Below are 16,123 nucleotides of genomic sequence, written 5' to 3' on the forward strand. Positions count from 1 at the left end.
ACGAATTGTACCCATTGCTTTAAATTTGCATACTACACTTTAATAATTAAATCATATCTATTTGATTTATAATATGTTATATCTAAACGTATAAAGCATTATAAATATACATTTATAATATCGAATACCGAGATTAAAATTTTAAAACCTAAAGTTTTAGTATTTTAAAATCCATAAGTTTACATTTTAAAATATATATATCATCTTTACATATTTACACTTTGAAAATTTTAATCTTGTAAAGTACGCGTTTTTAAACCAAAATAAACGTTAACGGTAAATCTGAGAGAGGCAAAAATTCGCAAGAATCAAATGCTTAAAAAATTCTGGACGAGCGTTCAAGAAGCTGAAAATTTTAAAAATATGAGGGTAGTTATTTCAGTGTAAATCCCCTATTTTAAGGCATCTAGAGCCAAAAAAAGCACCCTACCCGGATGCTTGTTCTAGATATTCTAGCGGCTAAAAAATAGCGTTTTTAGTGCAGAATGTAAAAAATAAGTTCTTTCATCAGTTCTTCTGGAGGGGTATTTGGGTTATCCAGGCCCTTACTTTTGGCATCAATCTCGCGTAGTTTAGAAATTATCTGCATCGTTTTCATTGCAGTGAAATTTCTCATGCCAGTCATATAGTCCTTCGCCGCCCACGAAGATCGCAATTCTAACCAGGCTGCAACCTCCTCCTGACTGCCCTTATTTGGCGAATAAAATGCGATCATTAGATTCTGGAAGTAATTAAAGAGCATTGGGAGAAATGAGTAGATACTACCAGCCTTTGGATTCTTGTCAAAATAATTGATTATCTGATTTGCTTTGTACACATTTCGGTTCACGATAGCATCGCGCAATTCAAAACCATTAAAATCCTTGCTCACCCCTATCCTATCTTCCACAACCTGGGGAGTAATCCTTCTGCTCTCCTCTGGCAAACCGAGAAGCACCTTTTCCAGTTCACTCACCAAGCGGCTTAAATCTGACCCAATAGCATCAGCGATAAGTTGCGTAGATTTGGGATCTATGCTAGCATTTTTCTGTTTGACGAATTCTTCGATAAAAGCAGGCAGGTCACGATCCTTCACTTTCTGACTCTCAAACAAGATACCAGCCTGCTGGATAGCCTTCACATATTCACGTTTGCGACCATCTATCTTACCATTTTTATGACAGATAACCAAGACTGTGGTTACTGAAGGCTGTTTCAGGTATTTCTCAAGCGCATCAGTATTCTTCAGATTCTGCGCCTCTTTTACGATAACAACCTGTCGCTCGGCCATCATCGGATAGCGACGTGCTGCATCAACAATCTGCGACGCATTCACATCCGAACCAAACATGATGGTCTGATTAAAATCACGCTCTTCAGGCTGTAGGACATGCTCAGCAATATAATCGCATATTTTATCGATATAATACGATTCCTCGCCCATAAGGTAGTAAACAGGGCGATATTGTCCGCTCCGTAACTCCTTCATAATGCTACTATAGCTCACATTTTTAGTTTCTGCCATTGTTCATTGCCAGATATTTTGTATCTTTGCAGTGCAAAGGTACAAAATAAATGGAAATAAACCTACCTCCATACGAAATAAAATTGCGTGAGCAGAACGGACGTCGTCAGATTTTCGACTTCCTGCGTCGCCGCTACGTGTCTCTGACGCCCGAGGAATGGGTACGCCAGCATTTCGTGCATTTTCTGATAGAACAGAAAGGATATCCCAAGGGGCTGCTGGCTAACGAAGTAGAACAAAAGATTGGTGACAAGAAACTGCGTTGCGACACCTTATTATATAATAAAGAGCTGCGTCCAAGGATGATTATTGAGTACAAAGCCCCTGAGATTGCCATCACGCAACGTGTTTTTAATCAGATTACGGTCTATAATTTCCTGCTCCATGTAGATTACCTCATCGTTTCCAACGGCCGACAGCATTACTGTTGCCGCATGGACTACGAAAAAGGGGAATATACCTTTTTACAGGATATTCCCCATTATACAGAACTATAAACAAATTCCGCTTAAATCATATCGTTGGCATCGGTAGCCTTCTTTGAATTAGAAGTCTTACGAACACTTGCGCCTGTAGCGCGACGACGTGTAGTCTTCTTCTCCTCGGTAGCAGGCTTTTCAGTCTTAACGCCAGCCAGCTCCGGATCAATCAGAATACGTCCACAATATTCGCAAACGATAACCTTCTTATGCATCTTGATATCCAACTGACGCTGGGGTGGAATCTTGTTGAAGCAACCACCACAAGCATCACGCTGCACGTATACGATACCCAGACCATTGCGGGCATTCTTGCGGATACGCTTGAAAGAGGTAAGCAGACGTGGCTCAATCTTTGCCTCCAGTTCGTGAGCTTTCTCCTTCAGTTTCTCCTCCTCTGCGCGCGTCTCGTCCATAATCTCGTCAAGCTCGCTCTTCTTCAGATCCAGGTCGCCCTGCTTTTCCTGCAGCATGTTCTGGTTGCTCTGCAACTCTTCCTGCTTCTCAGCGATACGGTGCTGAGCCTCATTGATTTTCTTGTTACAAAGTTCGATTTCCAAACTCTGGTACTCAATTTCCTTTGACAAGGTATCGTACTCACGGTTGTTACGTACCTCGTTAAGCTGCTGCTTGTAACGCTCAACACTGTTCTGAGCGTCAACAATCTCACCTTTTTTCTGAGAAATAGCACGGTCGAACTCTCCAATCTCACTCTCAATACGCTCAATACGCGTATTCAAACCTTCGATTTCTGCCTCCAAGTCCTCAACCTCGAGGGGAAGTTCACCACGCAAAGCCTTTTTCTCGTCGATAGCCGACAGGGCCTGCTGCAACTGGAAGAGGGTTTTCAGACGCTCTTCTACTGACAAATCTGTAGGATCTTTCTTTGCCATAATTTTCTTATTAATTTATATTGTTATCTCGTTATTTCGTTGTTCCGTAATCTCGTTATTACGTTATCACGTCAAAAATAAAAAATCGGATTCGTGATTGTCTCTGCTATCTCGCAGCGCACACCAGGACATTCCCTTTGAATAATCTCTTTAAAAATTTCCGAGGTAAACTGCTCACTCTCATAGTGACCGATGACGCAGATTTGAATCTCCTGCTCATGACCAAAGAATACATGGTAATGCATCTCGCCTGTGATAAAGGCATCAGCACCCTTGGCAATAGCCTCATCCAACATAAAATCGCCTGCGCCACCACAGATAGCCACTTTCTTCACAGGACGTGTCAGTAACTCATTGCAATGTGCACACTTCACGTCAAATCTCTCCTTCACCAGCGCGATAAAAGCCCTTGCCTCCATCGCTTCCGGCAGTTCTGCTATCACCATCGGTTGCTTGCTTTCTGCGCTCTCCGTGGTTTCTGTATGAACCCGCGCATCCAGTTTCTCAGCGATTTTAAAGTTCACGCCTCCCATTGCATTATCCATATTGGTATGCATGGAGATAACACAGACATCGTGCCTGATAGCCTTTCGTACTGTGCGCTGGACATCGTTCGCATCGCTCACCTGCTTCAATCCACGGAAGAGCAACGGGTGATGGCTCACCACCAAATTACATCCTTTGGCGATGGCCTCATCGACGATTTTTTCAGTCACGTCCAGACACAATAATGCCCCTGAAACCTCCACCTCTGTTAATCCAATCTGCAGGCCAGCATTGTCCCAACTTTCCTGCAGCGGCAGGGGCGCGAACTGTTCAAGGGCGCTCAGCACTTGTTCTATTTTCACGCTTTTAGTCGCTTTTCGGTTGCAAAGTTACAACTTTTTTCGTAAGAAAAACGCTTCGCAACTTCATTTTTACCCTTCTTTAACAATTTAAGCGCTTTTCATTTGTCCATTTTCCAAATAAATCGTATCTTTGCAACGATGAAAAAACTGATTCTTATCACCGGTGGGCAGCGCTCCGGGAAGAGCATGCAGGCCGAGAAAATGGCGCTCGAAATGAGTCCCAATCCCATCTATATGGCTACGGCTCATATATGGGACGACGAGTTTCGCGAACGCGTGCGCCGTCATCAGGAACGACGCGGCCCCGAATGGACTAATATTGAAGAAGAAATATTCCTCTGTCGTCATGATGTATCAGGTCACGTAGTCTTGATTGATTGCGTCACTCTGTGGCTCACCAATCTATTCTTCGCAAAAGAAAATGAGCCCAGCAATTCTGTTGATGAAATCCTCGAATCTGCAAAAATCGAGTTTGACCGTTTCACCAGTCAAGAAGCCACCTTCATCTTCGTCACCAACGAAATAGGACTTGGCGGTGTGAGCGAGAATGCCTTGCAGCGCAAGTTTACTGACCTGCAAGGTTGGATGAACCAATATATTGCCCAAAAAGCCGACGAGGTGATACTCATGGTATCAGGAATAGCGGTAAAAATCAAATAAGTAATGATAACTAAAGACGAGATACAACACAAGATAGACAATCTGAACAAGCCGAAAGGTTCTTTGGGGCGTCTTGAAGAACTGGCTTTGCAGATTTGCCTGATTCAACAAACACTAGAGCCACGCCTTAACCATCCTTGTCACCTTCTTTTAGGCGGGGACCACGGCATTGAACGCGAGGGGGTCAGTGTATCACCTCGCGAGGTCACTTGGCAACAGATGATCAACTTCACACATGGAGGTGGTGGCGTCAACATGTTCTCTCGGCAACACGGTTTCGACCTTAGCATCGTCGACGTAGGCGTGGACTATGATCTTTCGCAGGTGCCTGGCATCCTCAATCGTAAGATAGCTCGAGGCACTAAGAATTTCCTCTATGAGCCCGCTATGAGCGAAGCCGAATATCAGCAAGCCATCAAAGTGGGTGCCGATTTAGTTGACGCCTGCAAAGGAAAAGGCTGTAACATCCTGAGTATCGGCGAGATGGGCATCGGCAATACATCACCTTCCAGTATCTGGATGCACCTCTTCTGCAACATCCCGTTGGAGGAATGCATTGGGGCTGGTTCTGGTCTCAACAACGACGGTATCCGCCATAAATACGAGGTTCTCTCAAAGGCGATAGCTGGGTTTTATGGGTCTAATGGGTCTAATAGGCAGCCCATAAAACCCATTCAGCCCATTAGCCCCATCCCCACGATTCTAGCCTACTTCGGTGGCTTTGAGATGGTGGCTGCTATCGGTGCTATGTTGCGTGCAGCAGAGCTTCGCATGATCATCCTTGTTGATGGCTTTATCATGACGGCCTGTGCACTAGCTGCCATCCAACTACGCCCCGAAGTAAAGGATTTCATGATTTTCGCCCACTGTGGCGACGAGAGCGGCCATAAGCGCATGCTTGACGCCATGGGAGCCAATTCCCTATTAACCCTCGGTCTTCGGCTGGGCGAGGGCACAGGCGCACTCTGCGCCTACCCCATCGTGGATTCCGCAGTACGTATGATTAACGAAATGAACAATTTTCAAAATGCAAACATCACAAAATACTTTTAACAGCCACGGTTCTCCAAGGTCCTCCCTGGGGGCAAGATGGTATGACCGTCCCTGGGCAGCCTTCATTTTCTTCACACGTCTGCCCTTCTGGCGTCTCCACGAGCCTCCTCGTCAGTGCTACAACTCTGTGGTGGAATGGTGGCCACTCACAGGTTGGCTCACAAGTGGCGTAATGGCAGCCATCCTCTATTTCGGCCCCCAACTATCAATTTTCAGTTACCCATTATCAATTCTATTCGCCATCATCGCCCGCATCCTCATAACTGGTGCTCTCCATGAGGACGGACTGGCCGATTTCTTTGATGGCTTTGGTGGCGGTGGCAGCAATCGTGAGCGCATCCTCACCATCATGAAGGACTCCCACATAGGTACCTATGGTGTATTGAGTCTCATCCTCTATCTCGCCCTACTCTATCTCTGCCTCTATAGTATGACGCCACTCATAGCTGCCCTTACCGTACTGGCTGCTGACCCCTACGCAAAAATGTTGGGCGCCCAACTCACGCAGATGATGCCATATGCGCGTACAGAAGAAACCTCAAAAGCTCACACCATCTATCGTCGCATGAGTATCGTTTCCGGTCTGCTTCTTGCCCTGCAGGGGCTGCTTCCACTAGGCATCTATGTCTGGCTCAACTCTCAACTCTCAACTCTCAACTCTCAACTCTCTTGGGAGTGGCTGCTCTTCATACCATGCATCACCATGTATTTCCTCTATCGCTTTGTATGGCATCGCCTACGTGGCTATACAGGAGACTGCTGCGGTGCTTTTTTCCTGCTCATCGAATTGAGTTTCTACCTTGTTGTTGCAGTCAACCAATAAAAAAAAGAAAGAAATCTTTTGCAATCCAACCGACTTTTTGTATCTTTGCAAACACTTTTACGTGCAACTAAAAACTAAACACCCATATTATTTATGACTAAGAAAGAACAAATGGACATGAATCGCAGGCAATTTCTGAAGCGACTGGGCTTTGGAGCTGGTTCTGCTATGGCCTTGATGGCCATGGAGCCCCTGAATGTTCTAGCTAAAGAGAAAGATAAGACAACGGTGGAGAACCGTATGACCTATCGCGTGCAACACGGCTCAGGCGAACAAATCTCATTACTGGGCTTTGGTATGATGCGCCTGCCTAATAATCAGGACGAGGTAAACCGCTTGGTTGACTATGCCATAGAGCATGGCGTGAACTATTTCGACACAGCACCAATGTATATGGGCGGACAGTCGGAGGTACTCACCGGTAACGCTCTGGCCCGTCATCCCAGGGAGAAGTTCTACGTGGCCACAAAGATGTCAAACCAGAACCGACGCACATGGCCATTTGAGGAGTCTAAAGCCATGTACGAGCAGTCAATGGAACGCCTGAAGGTTGACCATATCGACTACTACCTGCTGCATGCTATTGGTGGCGGTATGGAATCACTAAAAGGACGCTTTCTTGACAATGGCATACTCGACTTCCTACTGAAGGAACGTGAGGCAGGCCGTATCAAGCATCTTGGTTTCTCTTATCATGGCGATGTACGCGACTTTGACTGGCTGCTGGATCATCAGGATGAGTATCATTGGGACTTCGTGCAGATTCAGATGAACTTCCTCGACTGGCGTCACGCCTCTATGCGTGGTGGGCGTCGTGCTGATGCAGATGCAGAGTATCTCTATGGAAAATGCGAGAAATTAGGGGTACAAAATGTGGTGATGGAGCCCCTTCGTGGTGGTGCCTTCGGACGCATGGCACAGGAGTTGACAGATCAGTTGAAAGCCGTTCATCCAGACGACAGCACAGCACGCTGGGCATTCCGCTGGGTGGGCAGCCACAACAACATACTGACCACACTAAGTGGCATGAATCGCATGGACCATTTGGAGGATAATATTAAGACTTTCTCACCATTGGATCCCTGCACCGAACAGGAAAACATACTCCTAGCCGAGATTGCCGACCAGATGTCAGGCATCCCCACCATCCCTTGTACAGCCTGCGAATATTGCATGCCTTGCCCGTATGGCGTAGATATCCCAGGCAACTTTGCAGCTTATAATGAGGCAGTAAACACTCACCTGCTGCCTTTACCACACAAGGAAGCAGCCGACTATGCCAAGCGTCAGCAAGCCTTTATTGACGAATACAAGAAAGCACTGCCTGATGACAAGAAATGGGCATCACGCTGTCAAGACTGCGAAGTCTGCCTGTCAAAATGTCCACAACAGATTCGCATTCCCAATCAGATGGCTCGCATCGTTGAGACGCTGCGAAAACGCTAATCGATTATTTTGAGAACAACCCTTTAAAGAAGCCGCCGACAGCACTACCTACCCTGCCGGTGGCTTTTGCTATACTGTCGCCAGTTGCCTCGAGGCCCTCGCCCAAACGGTCACCACGATAAGACAGAAGTTTCTTTGTAAAGCGACCTTTTAGCTTGTTATACTCCTCAACCTGCTTACCTGTGAGCTGTGGCTTAATCTGGCGATACTGTTTCATCAGCGTGTCCTGGCGCGCAATGAGCGAGTCGGCCATCGTTTTGGTAAACGTGGGCTGTTTCTCCACAAAAGCCGCAAACTGGCGATATGCTGTCATAAATTGCAGGGTATCATTCTTCTGGGTAGTCTGAGCGCTAACTGTGGTCAGCATCATCAGAGCTATGATAGTCAGTGATATTTTTTTCATAATCTTTTCACCTTTTCAATTTTTCCATTTTGTGTGCAAATATACAACTTTATACACTAATTACTTTGACCTTTGACATTTTTTTAGTAATTTTGCGACCATAAAACTTAAAACATCAAAACGTATGAAAAAAATATTAACCATCCTTTTGTTGGGCTCTACCTTGACCATTACAGCCCAGACAGCCCGTGAAGAAATCAAAGTCAACCCCTGGTTGGCAGGTTCAAACTATCTGGATTACGACCGCCAGTTACCAAACTTCAACTATACGAAGGCGCCAAAGGGCTACGTACCTTTCTATTTCACCCACTACGGACGCCACGGCTCTCGCTGGCTTATCGGTAAGGACGATTACGAACGTGTGTTGCGCCCACTTCGTAAGGCCAATGAGCAGGGAAAACTGACTGCCGAGGGCAGGAAAGCGCTGCAATTGCTGGAGACGTTCAACAAGACGACCAACAAGCGTCTGGGCGACCTGACCACCGTTGGTGAGCGTCAGCACCATGGCATCGGCAAACGCATAGCACAGCATTTCCCTGAGATTTTCCTGACGAAGAATCTGGCTATTGATGCTCGCAGCACAGTGGTTACACGCTGCATTCTGTCAATGATAGCAGAATGCGAGGAACTCATGGCTGCCAACCCCACCGCTCGCATCCACAACGACGTCAGCGAGAGCCTGCAGTACTATCTTAATCAGGGACATGAAGGTAAGGTGAAAGAGGCCAACAGACATATAGACTGGAGTAAGCTCAATGAATTCAGCGACAGCAAGACGCACCCAGAGCGACTGATGAAGGTGCTGTTTAACGACGAGAAATGGGCAGCCGACAGCGTACGTCAGGGCTCGCTGATGCGCAATCTCTATGAGATGGTCATCAACATGCAGAGCCACGACGACGGTCCTGACATGCTCTATCTCTTCACCGAAGAGGAGCGTTATGATCAGTGGTGCATCGCAAATGCCAGTTGGTATGTGCGCTATGCCAACTCGCCCATGACGGACAATAAGATGCCCTTCAGTCAGTACAACCTGCTAAGAAACATCATCGAGACAGCCGACACCTGCGTGGCACTTGGAAAGCCGCAAGCCACCATGCGCTTTGGTCATGAGGTATGCGTGATGCCTTTGGCTTGTCTGATGGAACTAGGCAATAGCAATGCCAGTATCGATAATCTCAACGAACTGGATAAGAAATGGCAGAACTACAAGATTTTCCCCATGGCCTGCAACATCCAACTCATCTTCTACAAGCCCAAGAAGGGTGAAGGCGACATTCTGGTAAAGGCACTGCTCAATGAGCGTGAAGTAACACTGCCTGTTGCTGCCACTGAAACGCCGTTCTACTACAAGTGGAACGACCTGCGACAATACTGGACAAACAAACTTGATAAATTTAAAGAGGAGAAATAAAGATTTTAAGAATACATAATTGATATGAAGAGATTATTCTTTCTAATTTGTTTTCTGTTGACCATTACCTTCTCGGTGCACGCACAGAAGCAGTTTGGAGAACGCCCCAAACTTGTGGTAGGTGTCGTTGTTGACCAGATGCGTTGGGACTACCTGAGTCGTTATTTCAACCAGATGCCGCCAGGTGGACTGAAACGCCTTATCAATGAGGGTTACTCGTGCAACAACTGTTTGATAAATTACATTCCTACAGTTACGGCTATCGGACACACGTCCATCTATACTGGCACGACACCGGCCTTTCATGGCATCTGCGGCAACTCGTTCTATGTTGACGGCGAAAGTGTAGGATGCGTCAGCGACAAGCGTGTGCAAAGCGTTGGTTCCGACACGAAGAAAGGACAGTCGTCGCCCCATCTGCTTCTTGCATCGACCATTGGCGACCAACTACGTTTACACACAGACTTCCAGTCCAAGGTCATTGGTGTCAGCTACAAGGATCGTGCAGCCATCCTGCCAGCCGGTCGTAGTGCCAACGCCGCTTTCTGGTTCGACAATACCTCTGGCTGCTTTGTCAGCAGCACTTACTACATGCAGGAATTGCCTGATTATGCTAAGAAGATAAACGCCCAGTTAGCCAAGAACGAAGAACTGAAGAAGGTGGGACAGGATGTGTCGCTCTCACCTCTCTGCGGTCATCTCATCACCGATATGGCTATCGCAGCCCTAAAGGGCGAGAACCTGGGGCGCAACGGCACTACGGACATGCTCTGTGTCAGTTATTCTCAGACGGATGCTATCGGACATAAATGGGCTACACGTGGCGAACACACAGACGAGGCCTACAGGGAACTGGATAAGGACATCAAGCGCTTGCTCATGGCACTCGATGCACAGGTGGGTCACGAAAACTACCTGCTTTTCCTTACAGCCGACCACGGTGGTGCTCACAACTGGAAATTCATGCAGGATCACAAGCTCAATGGTGGCAAGTGGCTCTATCAGGACTACCAAAAGCAGGCCGAGGCCTACATTGCCAAGAAGTTAGGTGCCACGAAGAATGTCATTAAGGATATCACCGTTCTTCGCATTTATCTGGACCACCAGTCCATTGCCGACCAGAATTTGAAACTCGACGACGTGAAACAATGCCTCACCGAGTTCTTCCGCACAGCCCCCAATGTAGTCCAAGTGGTTGACTACGAGAAAGTACGCACCAGCAGTCTGCCTGAGCGACTGATGAACATGGCGCTCATGGGATACCATCCCCGCCGTTCTGGTGATATGCTCATCATTGTAGAACCCGGATACTATGAGTATGGCGACTGGTCGTCACCAGTAGGCACCACCCACGGCTCCTGGAATCCTTATGATGCCCATATTCCCCTACTTTTCTATGGCTGGCACATCAAGCATGGCGCTACCAGTCGTGAGGTACATATCAATGATATTGCCCCCACAGTGTGCCAGATGCTGAGCATCCAGCAGCCCAACGCCTGCTCTGGCGAAGCCATCCTGGAAGTGATTGAGAATTGACAATTGATAATTGATAATTATGAAGAGACTGATTTATCTTTGTATACTGTTGATGTGTAGCATCAGCATAAGCGCACAGAGTGCCGACAAGCTCTACGACGAGGGCAAGAAACTCTACGATCAGGAACAGTATAAAGAGGCTGTACCCAAATTGCAGGCTGCAGCCGATAAAGGTCACAAGAAGGCACAGTACCGTTTAGGTCGCTGCTACGACAAAGGCCATGGCGTGAAGGAGAACGACCAGAAAGCCTTTGAGCTCTATCAGAAATCAGCCAAACAAGACTACGCCAAGGCCATGTTTCAACTGGGCAAATGCTATATGAAGGGCAAAGGCGTGGCTGCTAATCAGGAGGAGGCACGCAAATGGATAAAGCGCGCTATCAGCGACGAGAAGCACGGCGACGAGATCCTGAAAGACCTGCGTAAAGCAAAAGCCGACGGTGAGGAGGCCACGCGAATCCTGACACTCATAGGCAAGAACAAATAAAACAATAAAAGGGAACCATCGCGGTTCCCTTTTATCTTAATTATTATTCACTGATTACCTTTCTTACTTCACTTCCTCAATAATCTTAGCTCCTTCTTTCAGGGCCTCCATATTCAGAGGAATCAGTCCATGGTGACGCTCAGGCAGGGTCTTGTAGAGAGCTTTCTCCACGCCCTTGTCACTAACCACTGGAGCCACCTTCAGAAGTCCGCCAAGGATAATCATATTAAACACCTTGCTATTCTTCATCTCCGCAGCCTTATCCATAGCGTTAATCTCATAGACAGTGATGTCCTTACGCGTGGGCTTGTTGATAATACCAAAGCCGTCGTAGATAAGAATACCGCCAGGTTTAATCTTCGGTTCGAACTTCTCCAATGAAGGCTGGTTGAGCACCACGGCAATGTCGTACTTACTGAGGATGGGTGAAGAGATGCGCTCATCACTCACAATCACCGTCACGTTGGCTGTACCACCACGCTGCTCAGGACCGTAAGCAGGCATCCATGTTACCTCCTTATCCTCCATCAGTCCACTATAGGCCAGAATCTTACCCATTGAAAGTACACCCTGACCTCCGAAACCTGAAATAATTATCTCTTTCTTCATCTTTTCTTAATTCTTAATTCTTAACTCTTAATTAAAGATTCGTAGTATCTTTCAGGTCACCTTTGGGATAGAAGGGGAACATATTCTCCTTCATCCATTCGTTAGCCTTAGCGGGCGTCAGCTTCCAACCACTGTTACAGGTAGAGACAAACTCCACGAGAGAAGAACCCTTACCAGCCATAGAAGCCTCGAAAGCCTTACGCAGCGCCTTCTTCGCCTTGTTGATAGAAGCCACGCTCTCTACGCTCTGACGAGTCACATAGCAGGTTCCTTCCAACTGAGCAGCGATATCAGCCATTTTCAGTGGATAACCGTGAATCTCAGGATCACGTCCATAAGGACAGGTAGAGGTCTTCTGGCCAATCAGCGTTGTAGGAGCCATCTGACCACCCGTCATACCATAGATAGCATTGTTGACGAAGATAATCACGATATTCTCACCACGGTTCAAGGCATGGATGGTCTCACAGGTACCGATACATGCCAGGTCACCATCACCCTGATAGGTGAAGACCAGACGATCAGGCCAGGTACGCTTGATACCCGTGGCCAGTGCGGGAGCACGTCCATGGGCAGCCTCCTGCCAGTCGATATCAATATAATTGTAGGCAAATACGGCACAGCCTACGGGCGATACACCTACGGCCTTGTCTGCCATTCCCATCTCTTCGATGACTTCGGCCACAAGTTTATGTACTACACCATGGCTACAGCCAGGGCAGTAGTGCATATTATTGTCGTTCATCAGCGTCGGCTTCTTGCAGACGATATTCTCTGGTTGAACTATTTGATTTCTATCCATAACCTTACATTACCTTCTTAAGTGCATTAACAATTTCCTCTGGATCGGGAACGATACCTCCCAGACGCCCGAACTGCTCCACGGGCACAGCACCGTTCACAGCGAGACGTACGTCCTGTACCATCTGACCAGCGTTAATCTCAGCTACAAGAATACCCTTCACCTTCTTAGAGAGCTCAGCAATCTGCTTCTCAGGGAAGGGGAACAGCGTGATAGGACGGAACAAACCGACCTTAATACCTTGCTCACGGGCAATCTCTACGCTCTTCTCTGCAATACGGGCGGCACTACCGAAAGCTACGATAGCATACTCGGCATCGTCCATCTGCTGCTGCTCAAAACGCACCTCGTTCTCCTGAATCTTGCGATATTTCTCCTGCAGAGCCAGGTTACGCTTCTCCATGGCCTCAGGCTTCAGCTCCAACGAGGTAATCACCACGCGCTCACGGTTCTTGGGCTTACCTGTTGATGCCCAGGGGCACTCCTTGATAACCTCCTCGTCAGTACGACGGGGCTTGAAAGGAGGCAGCACCACCTTCTCCATCATCTGACCAATGACACCATCACTCAGAATCATGGCAGGGTTGCGATACTTGAATGCCAACTCAAAGGCGAGATCTACGAAATCAGCCATCTCCTGTACAGAAGAGGGAGCCAGGACAATCACCTTGTAGTCACCATTACCACCACCACGGGTAGCCTGATTATAGTCACCCTGTGAAGGCTGGATAGTACCCAGACCAGGACCACCACGCTGCACATTGACAAACACACCAGGCACTTCGGCACCAGCCATATAGGTGATACCTTCCTGCATCAAGGCGATACCAGGAGATGATGATGAGGTCATAGCACGCTTACCGGCACCGGCAGCACCATAAACCATATAAATAGAGGCCAGCTCGCTCTCTGCCTGAACCACCTGCATACCAGTGGTCTCCCAAGGCTTCAACTCAGCCAGCGTCTCAATCACCTCACTCTGCGGAGTAATAGGATAGCCGAAATAGCCGTCGCATCCGCATCGAATAGCAGCGTGGGCAATAGCCTCGTTGCCTTTCATCAACACAACTTCTCTTTCTTCTGCCATAGTTTATTCCTCCACTTTTTTACGATACACGGTGATACAGCCATCTGGGCAGACAATGCCACACGAAGCACAGCCCACACAGGCTTCCTCGTTGACAGCCTCCACATAGGGATAACCGTGCAGATTAACTTTGTTGGCCAGGGCGATAACCTTCTGAGGGCAGGCGATGACGCAGAGACTGCATCCCTTACACCTCTCGGTATTCACCTCAATAGCGCCTTTCATTTTTGCCATATTGTATTTGTTTAACGCATTAACCTCTTACGAAATTGGCTGCAAAGGTACTAATTTGTAAGCAAAATGCAAAAGAAAATAGCCTTTTTCTTTCCATTTTTCCATTTTATATGACAATAAGCAAAAAAAGACATCGGGGGAACATTGCTGCTCCCCCGACATCTCCTTTCATTAGGTTTCTAAAGACCTTTGTTTCTTAGTGTGGTGCCCAGTAGTGTCATGTAGGTTTCAAACTGCTCATCATTGAGCACCCTGCGCATCTGCTGTGCATCCTTGCGCACGGCCTGATGGATCAGGTGGCGGCGCTGAAGGCCTCTTGACGTTGCGGCTTCCTGTACCTCGTTATTAAAGCAGTTCTGAATCACTTCTACGGTCTCCATCTGTTCAAATGTCAAACCCAGTTTCACTGCCAAACGGTGCATGTCGAAACTCATGTCGTAGCTCACAGGCTGTCTGTCAAACATCATTCTGTGACTTGGCGTCGTCTCGGCGAAACCCATTGCAAACGTCATCACTGTTACCACTGTTAAAACAACCTTCTTCATAATTTGTTTCCTTTCCCTTTTTATAAGTTATTAATATCGAAATGTTATCCTGTTTTCTGTATATATGACGCAGAAGTCTGGAAAAGGTTTAAACCCAGAACTAAAAAAAAGTTTTCAACTCACTGGAAACACCCGTAAATACAGGTAAAAAAAATAATCCTCAGGGGCTTTCCCTAAGGATTATACATATCTTTGCAATAGAATGCCATAATATCGTCAAGCATACGCTTGGCCTCGACAGCCGGGCTGTCGGGGTCAAGCTCTATGGCTCGTATATAGCAGTTGATGGCTTCATGCCATTGACTCTTCTTTCGGTATTCGTTACCCCGCTCATACCACTCCTGAGCGGAAGCAAATTTTTCACTTTTCACTTTTCCTTTTTCACTTATAATACTCTTTCTTGCCAGCAGCAAGCGTATTCTTCATCAGCGAGCAGATAGTCATCGGACCAACGCCACCAGGAACAGGCGTGATGAATGAGCACTTAGGTGCCACCTCATCAAACTTCACATCGCCTGTCAGGCGGAAGCCACTCTTACGGGTTGCATCGGGCACACGGGTTGTACCTACGTCAACAATCACAGCACCATCCTTCACCATATCAGCTGTCACAAACTCAGGACTACCAATAGCAGCGATGATGATATCAGCAGCGCGACACTCCTCTTTCAGGGTCTTTGAGCGTGAGTGACATACGGTCACGGTAGAGTCACCATACTGTTTCTGCATCATCAGCTGAGCCATGGGTTTACCCACGATATTACTACGGCCAAGAATGACGCACTTCTTTCCAGAGGTCTCTATGCCATAGCGCTTCAGCAGGGTAATGATGCCCAGAGGTGTAGCCGAGATAAAGCAGGGCAGTCCGATAGCCATACGCCCCACATTGATAGGATGAAAGCCATCTACATCCTTACGATAGTCGATAGCCTCGATAATTTTCTGCTCGTCGATGTGCTTGGGCAAAGGAAGCTGTACGATGAAGCCATCTACATCGTCATCCTTATTCAACTTGTCCACACAGGCCAGGAGTTCCTCCTCCGTGATGTCGTCCTCATAGCGGATGAGGGTCGATTTGAAACCGCAGGCCTCACAAGCCAGCACCTTGTTCTTCACGTAGGTCTCAGAACCACCGTCATGGCCCACCAACACTGCAGCCAGATGAGGCTGTTTGCCACCCTTGGCCATAATGGCCTTCACTTCCTCGGCAATCTCGGCCTTAATAGCAGTTGCCGTTGCTTTTCCATCAATTAATTGCATATTACTCGTTTAGTTCTTTAATGTCATAAAAAGCCATGAA

Annotated in this window: 19 protein-coding genes; 8 read left to right on the forward strand and 11 right to left on the reverse strand. The window is 47.3% G+C overall.

The annotated features are described in order from the left end of the window. Positions 1–475: 475 nt before the first annotated feature. On the reverse strand, positions 476–1,504 hold the full coding sequence (gene holA / locus L6468_RS10250; RefSeq protein WP_091852928.1) for a DNA polymerase III subunit delta: 1,029 nt from the start codon (positions 1,502–1,504) through the stop codon (positions 476–478). 50 nt (positions 1,505–1,554) lie between these two features. Here holA and L6468_RS10255 point away from each other — a divergent pair, with 50 nt between their 5' ends. Further along, on the forward strand, positions 1,555–2,001 hold the full coding sequence (locus L6468_RS10255) for a type I restriction enzyme HsdR N-terminal domain-containing protein (RefSeq protein ID WP_091817990.1): 447 nt from the start codon (positions 1,555–1,557) through the stop codon (positions 1,999–2,001). A gap of 11 nt (positions 2,002–2,012) precedes the next feature. Here L6468_RS10255 and L6468_RS10260 read toward each other — a convergent pair whose 3' ends face one another. Next, complete coding sequence (locus L6468_RS10260; RefSeq protein ID WP_091817988.1) at positions 2,013–2,876, reverse strand: zinc ribbon domain-containing protein; 864 nt, start codon at positions 2,874–2,876, stop codon at positions 2,013–2,015. Between the two features lie 71 nt (positions 2,877–2,947). After that, entirely contained in the window at positions 2,948–3,724 is a 777-nt protein-coding gene (locus tag L6468_RS10265) for a Nif3-like dinuclear metal center hexameric protein (RefSeq protein WP_237793168.1), read from the reverse strand. A 138-nt stretch (positions 3,725–3,862) separates the two neighbouring features. Between L6468_RS10265 and cobU the strand changes: the two genes are divergently transcribed. The 4 genes from cobU (at position 3,863) to L6468_RS10285 (ending at position 7,706) form a co-directional block, all read left to right on the forward strand. After that, positions 3,863–4,384 carry a bifunctional adenosylcobinamide kinase/adenosylcobinamide-phosphate guanylyltransferase gene (gene cobU / locus L6468_RS10270; RefSeq protein ID WP_091817984.1) on the forward strand — a complete coding sequence of 174 codons (522 nt, stop codon included), beginning with the start codon at positions 3,863–3,865 and terminating at the stop codon, positions 4,382–4,384. Between the two features lie 3 nt (positions 4,385–4,387). Continuing rightward, on the forward strand, positions 4,388–5,437 hold the full coding sequence (gene cobT, locus L6468_RS10275) for a nicotinate-nucleotide--dimethylbenzimidazole phosphoribosyltransferase (protein ID WP_237793169.1): 1,050 nt from the start codon (positions 4,388–4,390) through the stop codon (positions 5,435–5,437). Further along, positions 5,412–6,260 carry an adenosylcobinamide-GDP ribazoletransferase gene (locus L6468_RS10280; RefSeq protein ID WP_091817981.1) on the forward strand — a complete coding sequence of 283 codons (849 nt, stop codon included), beginning with the start codon at positions 5,412–5,414 and terminating at the stop codon, positions 6,258–6,260. Before cobT ends, L6468_RS10280 begins: the two co-directional genes overlap by 26 nt. A 93-nt stretch (positions 6,261–6,353) precedes the next feature. Continuing rightward, on the forward strand, positions 6,354–7,706 hold the full coding sequence (locus tag L6468_RS10285) for an aldo/keto reductase (protein WP_237793170.1): 1,353 nt from the start codon (positions 6,354–6,356) through the stop codon (positions 7,704–7,706). Between the two features lie 4 nt (positions 7,707–7,710). Here the strand turns inward: L6468_RS10285 and L6468_RS10290 are convergent, their stop codons facing one another. Continuing rightward, complete coding sequence (locus tag L6468_RS10290; RefSeq protein WP_143005714.1) at positions 7,711–8,109, reverse strand: hypothetical protein; 399 nt, start codon at positions 8,107–8,109, stop codon at positions 7,711–7,713. Positions 8,110–8,233: 124 nt separating this feature from the next. On the opposite strand from L6468_RS10290, the gene L6468_RS10295 reads away from it, so the two are divergent. The 3 genes from L6468_RS10295 to L6468_RS10305 are packed head-to-tail and all read left to right on the forward strand — an operon-like array spanning position 8,234 to position 11,546. Beyond that, positions 8,234–9,523, forward strand: coding sequence for a histidine phosphatase family protein (locus L6468_RS10295; RefSeq protein WP_237793171.1), 1,290 nt, complete (start codon positions 8,234–8,236; stop codon positions 9,521–9,523). 24 nt (positions 9,524–9,547) lie between these two features. Beyond that, the gene (locus L6468_RS10300) at positions 9,548–11,059 is read left to right on the forward strand and encodes an alkaline phosphatase family protein (RefSeq protein WP_237793172.1); all 1,512 of its coding nucleotides are present in this window, start codon (positions 9,548–9,550) and stop codon (positions 11,057–11,059) included. A gap of 19 nt (positions 11,060–11,078) precedes the next feature. Next, a complete protein-coding gene (locus L6468_RS10305) occupies positions 11,079–11,546 on the forward strand; it encodes a tetratricopeptide repeat protein (protein ID WP_091817971.1) in 468 nt (155 codons plus the stop codon). 63 nt (positions 11,547–11,609) lie between these two features. Here L6468_RS10305 and L6468_RS10310 read toward each other — a convergent pair whose 3' ends face one another. The 7 genes from L6468_RS10310 to folD form a co-directional block, all read right to left on the reverse strand. After that, positions 11,610–12,155, reverse strand: coding sequence for a 2-oxoacid:ferredoxin oxidoreductase subunit gamma family protein (locus L6468_RS10310; protein WP_091817969.1), 546 nt, complete (start codon positions 12,153–12,155; stop codon positions 11,610–11,612). Between the two features lie 31 nt (positions 12,156–12,186). Continuing rightward, a complete protein-coding gene (locus L6468_RS10315; RefSeq protein ID WP_091817968.1) occupies positions 12,187–12,957 on the reverse strand; it encodes a thiamine pyrophosphate-dependent enzyme in 771 nt (256 codons plus the stop codon). 4 nt (positions 12,958–12,961) lie between these two features. Further along, positions 12,962–14,044: a 3-methyl-2-oxobutanoate dehydrogenase subunit VorB gene (locus L6468_RS10320; RefSeq protein WP_091817966.1), complete on the reverse strand. Its 1,083-nt coding sequence runs from the start codon at positions 14,042–14,044 to the stop codon at positions 12,962–12,964. Positions 14,045–14,047: 3 nt separating this feature from the next. After that, positions 14,048–14,278: a 4Fe-4S dicluster domain-containing protein gene (locus L6468_RS10325; protein WP_091817964.1), complete on the reverse strand. Its 231-nt coding sequence runs from the start codon at positions 14,276–14,278 to the stop codon at positions 14,048–14,050. A 179-nt stretch (positions 14,279–14,457) separates the two neighbouring features. Beyond that, positions 14,458–14,823 carry a hypothetical protein gene (locus L6468_RS10330; protein WP_143005713.1) on the reverse strand — a complete coding sequence of 122 codons (366 nt, stop codon included), beginning with the start codon at positions 14,821–14,823 and terminating at the stop codon, positions 14,458–14,460. A 173-nt stretch (positions 14,824–14,996) separates the two neighbouring features. Further along, positions 14,997–15,194, reverse strand: coding sequence for a tetratricopeptide repeat protein (locus L6468_RS10335; protein WP_237793173.1), 198 nt, complete (start codon positions 15,192–15,194; stop codon positions 14,997–14,999). A gap of 10 nt (positions 15,195–15,204) precedes the next feature. Beyond that, positions 15,205–16,083, reverse strand: a complete 879-nt coding sequence (gene folD / locus L6468_RS10340; protein WP_091817957.1) for a bifunctional methylenetetrahydrofolate dehydrogenase/methenyltetrahydrofolate cyclohydrolase FolD — start codon at positions 16,081–16,083, stop codon at positions 15,205–15,207. Positions 16,084–16,123 lie beyond the last annotated feature (40 nt).

Source organism: Prevotella communis (assembly GCF_022024115.1).
GTDB lineage: Bacteria > Bacteroidota > Bacteroidia > Bacteroidales > Bacteroidaceae > Prevotella > Prevotella communis.

Coding starts and splice junctions, on each gene's coding strand:
- holA (WP_091852928.1), bottom strand. CDS start 1,504: ATGGCAGAAACTAAAAATGTGAGCTATAGTAGCATTATGAAGGAGTTA.
- L6468_RS10255 (WP_091817990.1), top strand. CDS start 1,555: ATGGAAATAAACCTACCTCCATACGAAATAAAATTGCGTGAGCAGAAC.
- L6468_RS10260 (WP_091817988.1), bottom strand. CDS start 2,876: ATGGCAAAGAAAGATCCTACAGATTTGTCAGTAGAAGAGCGTCTGAAA.
- cobU (WP_091817984.1), top strand. CDS start 3,863: ATGAAAAAACTGATTCTTATCACCGGTGGGCAGCGCTCCGGGAAGAGC.
- cobT (WP_237793169.1), top strand. CDS start 4,388: ATGATAACTAAAGACGAGATACAACACAAGATAGACAATCTGAACAAG.
- L6468_RS10280 (WP_091817981.1), top strand. CDS start 5,412: ATGCAAACATCACAAAATACTTTTAACAGCCACGGTTCTCCAAGGTCC.
- L6468_RS10285 (WP_237793170.1), top strand. CDS start 6,354: ATGACTAAGAAAGAACAAATGGACATGAATCGCAGGCAATTTCTGAAG.
- L6468_RS10290 (WP_143005714.1), bottom strand. CDS start 8,109: ATGAAAAAAATATCACTGACTATCATAGCTCTGATGATGCTGACCACA.
- L6468_RS10295 (WP_237793171.1), top strand. CDS start 8,234: ATGAAAAAAATATTAACCATCCTTTTGTTGGGCTCTACCTTGACCATT.
- L6468_RS10300 (WP_237793172.1), top strand. CDS start 9,548: ATGAAGAGATTATTCTTTCTAATTTGTTTTCTGTTGACCATTACCTTC.
- L6468_RS10305 (WP_091817971.1), top strand. CDS start 11,079: ATGAAGAGACTGATTTATCTTTGTATACTGTTGATGTGTAGCATCAGC.
- L6468_RS10310 (WP_091817969.1), bottom strand. CDS start 12,155: ATGAAGAAAGAGATAATTATTTCAGGTTTCGGAGGTCAGGGTGTACTT.
- L6468_RS10315 (WP_091817968.1), bottom strand. CDS start 12,957: ATGGATAGAAATCAAATAGTTCAACCAGAGAATATCGTCTGCAAGAAG.
- L6468_RS10320 (WP_091817966.1), bottom strand. CDS start 14,044: ATGGCAGAAGAAAGAGAAGTTGTGTTGATGAAAGGCAACGAGGCTATT.
- L6468_RS10325 (WP_091817964.1), bottom strand. CDS start 14,278: ATGGCAAAAATGAAAGGCGCTATTGAGGTGAATACCGAGAGGTGTAAG.
- L6468_RS10330 (WP_143005713.1), bottom strand. CDS start 14,823: ATGAAGAAGGTTGTTTTAACAGTGGTAACAGTGATGACGTTTGCAATG.
- folD (WP_091817957.1), bottom strand. CDS start 16,083: ATGCAATTAATTGATGGAAAAGCAACGGCAACTGCTATTAAGGCCGAG.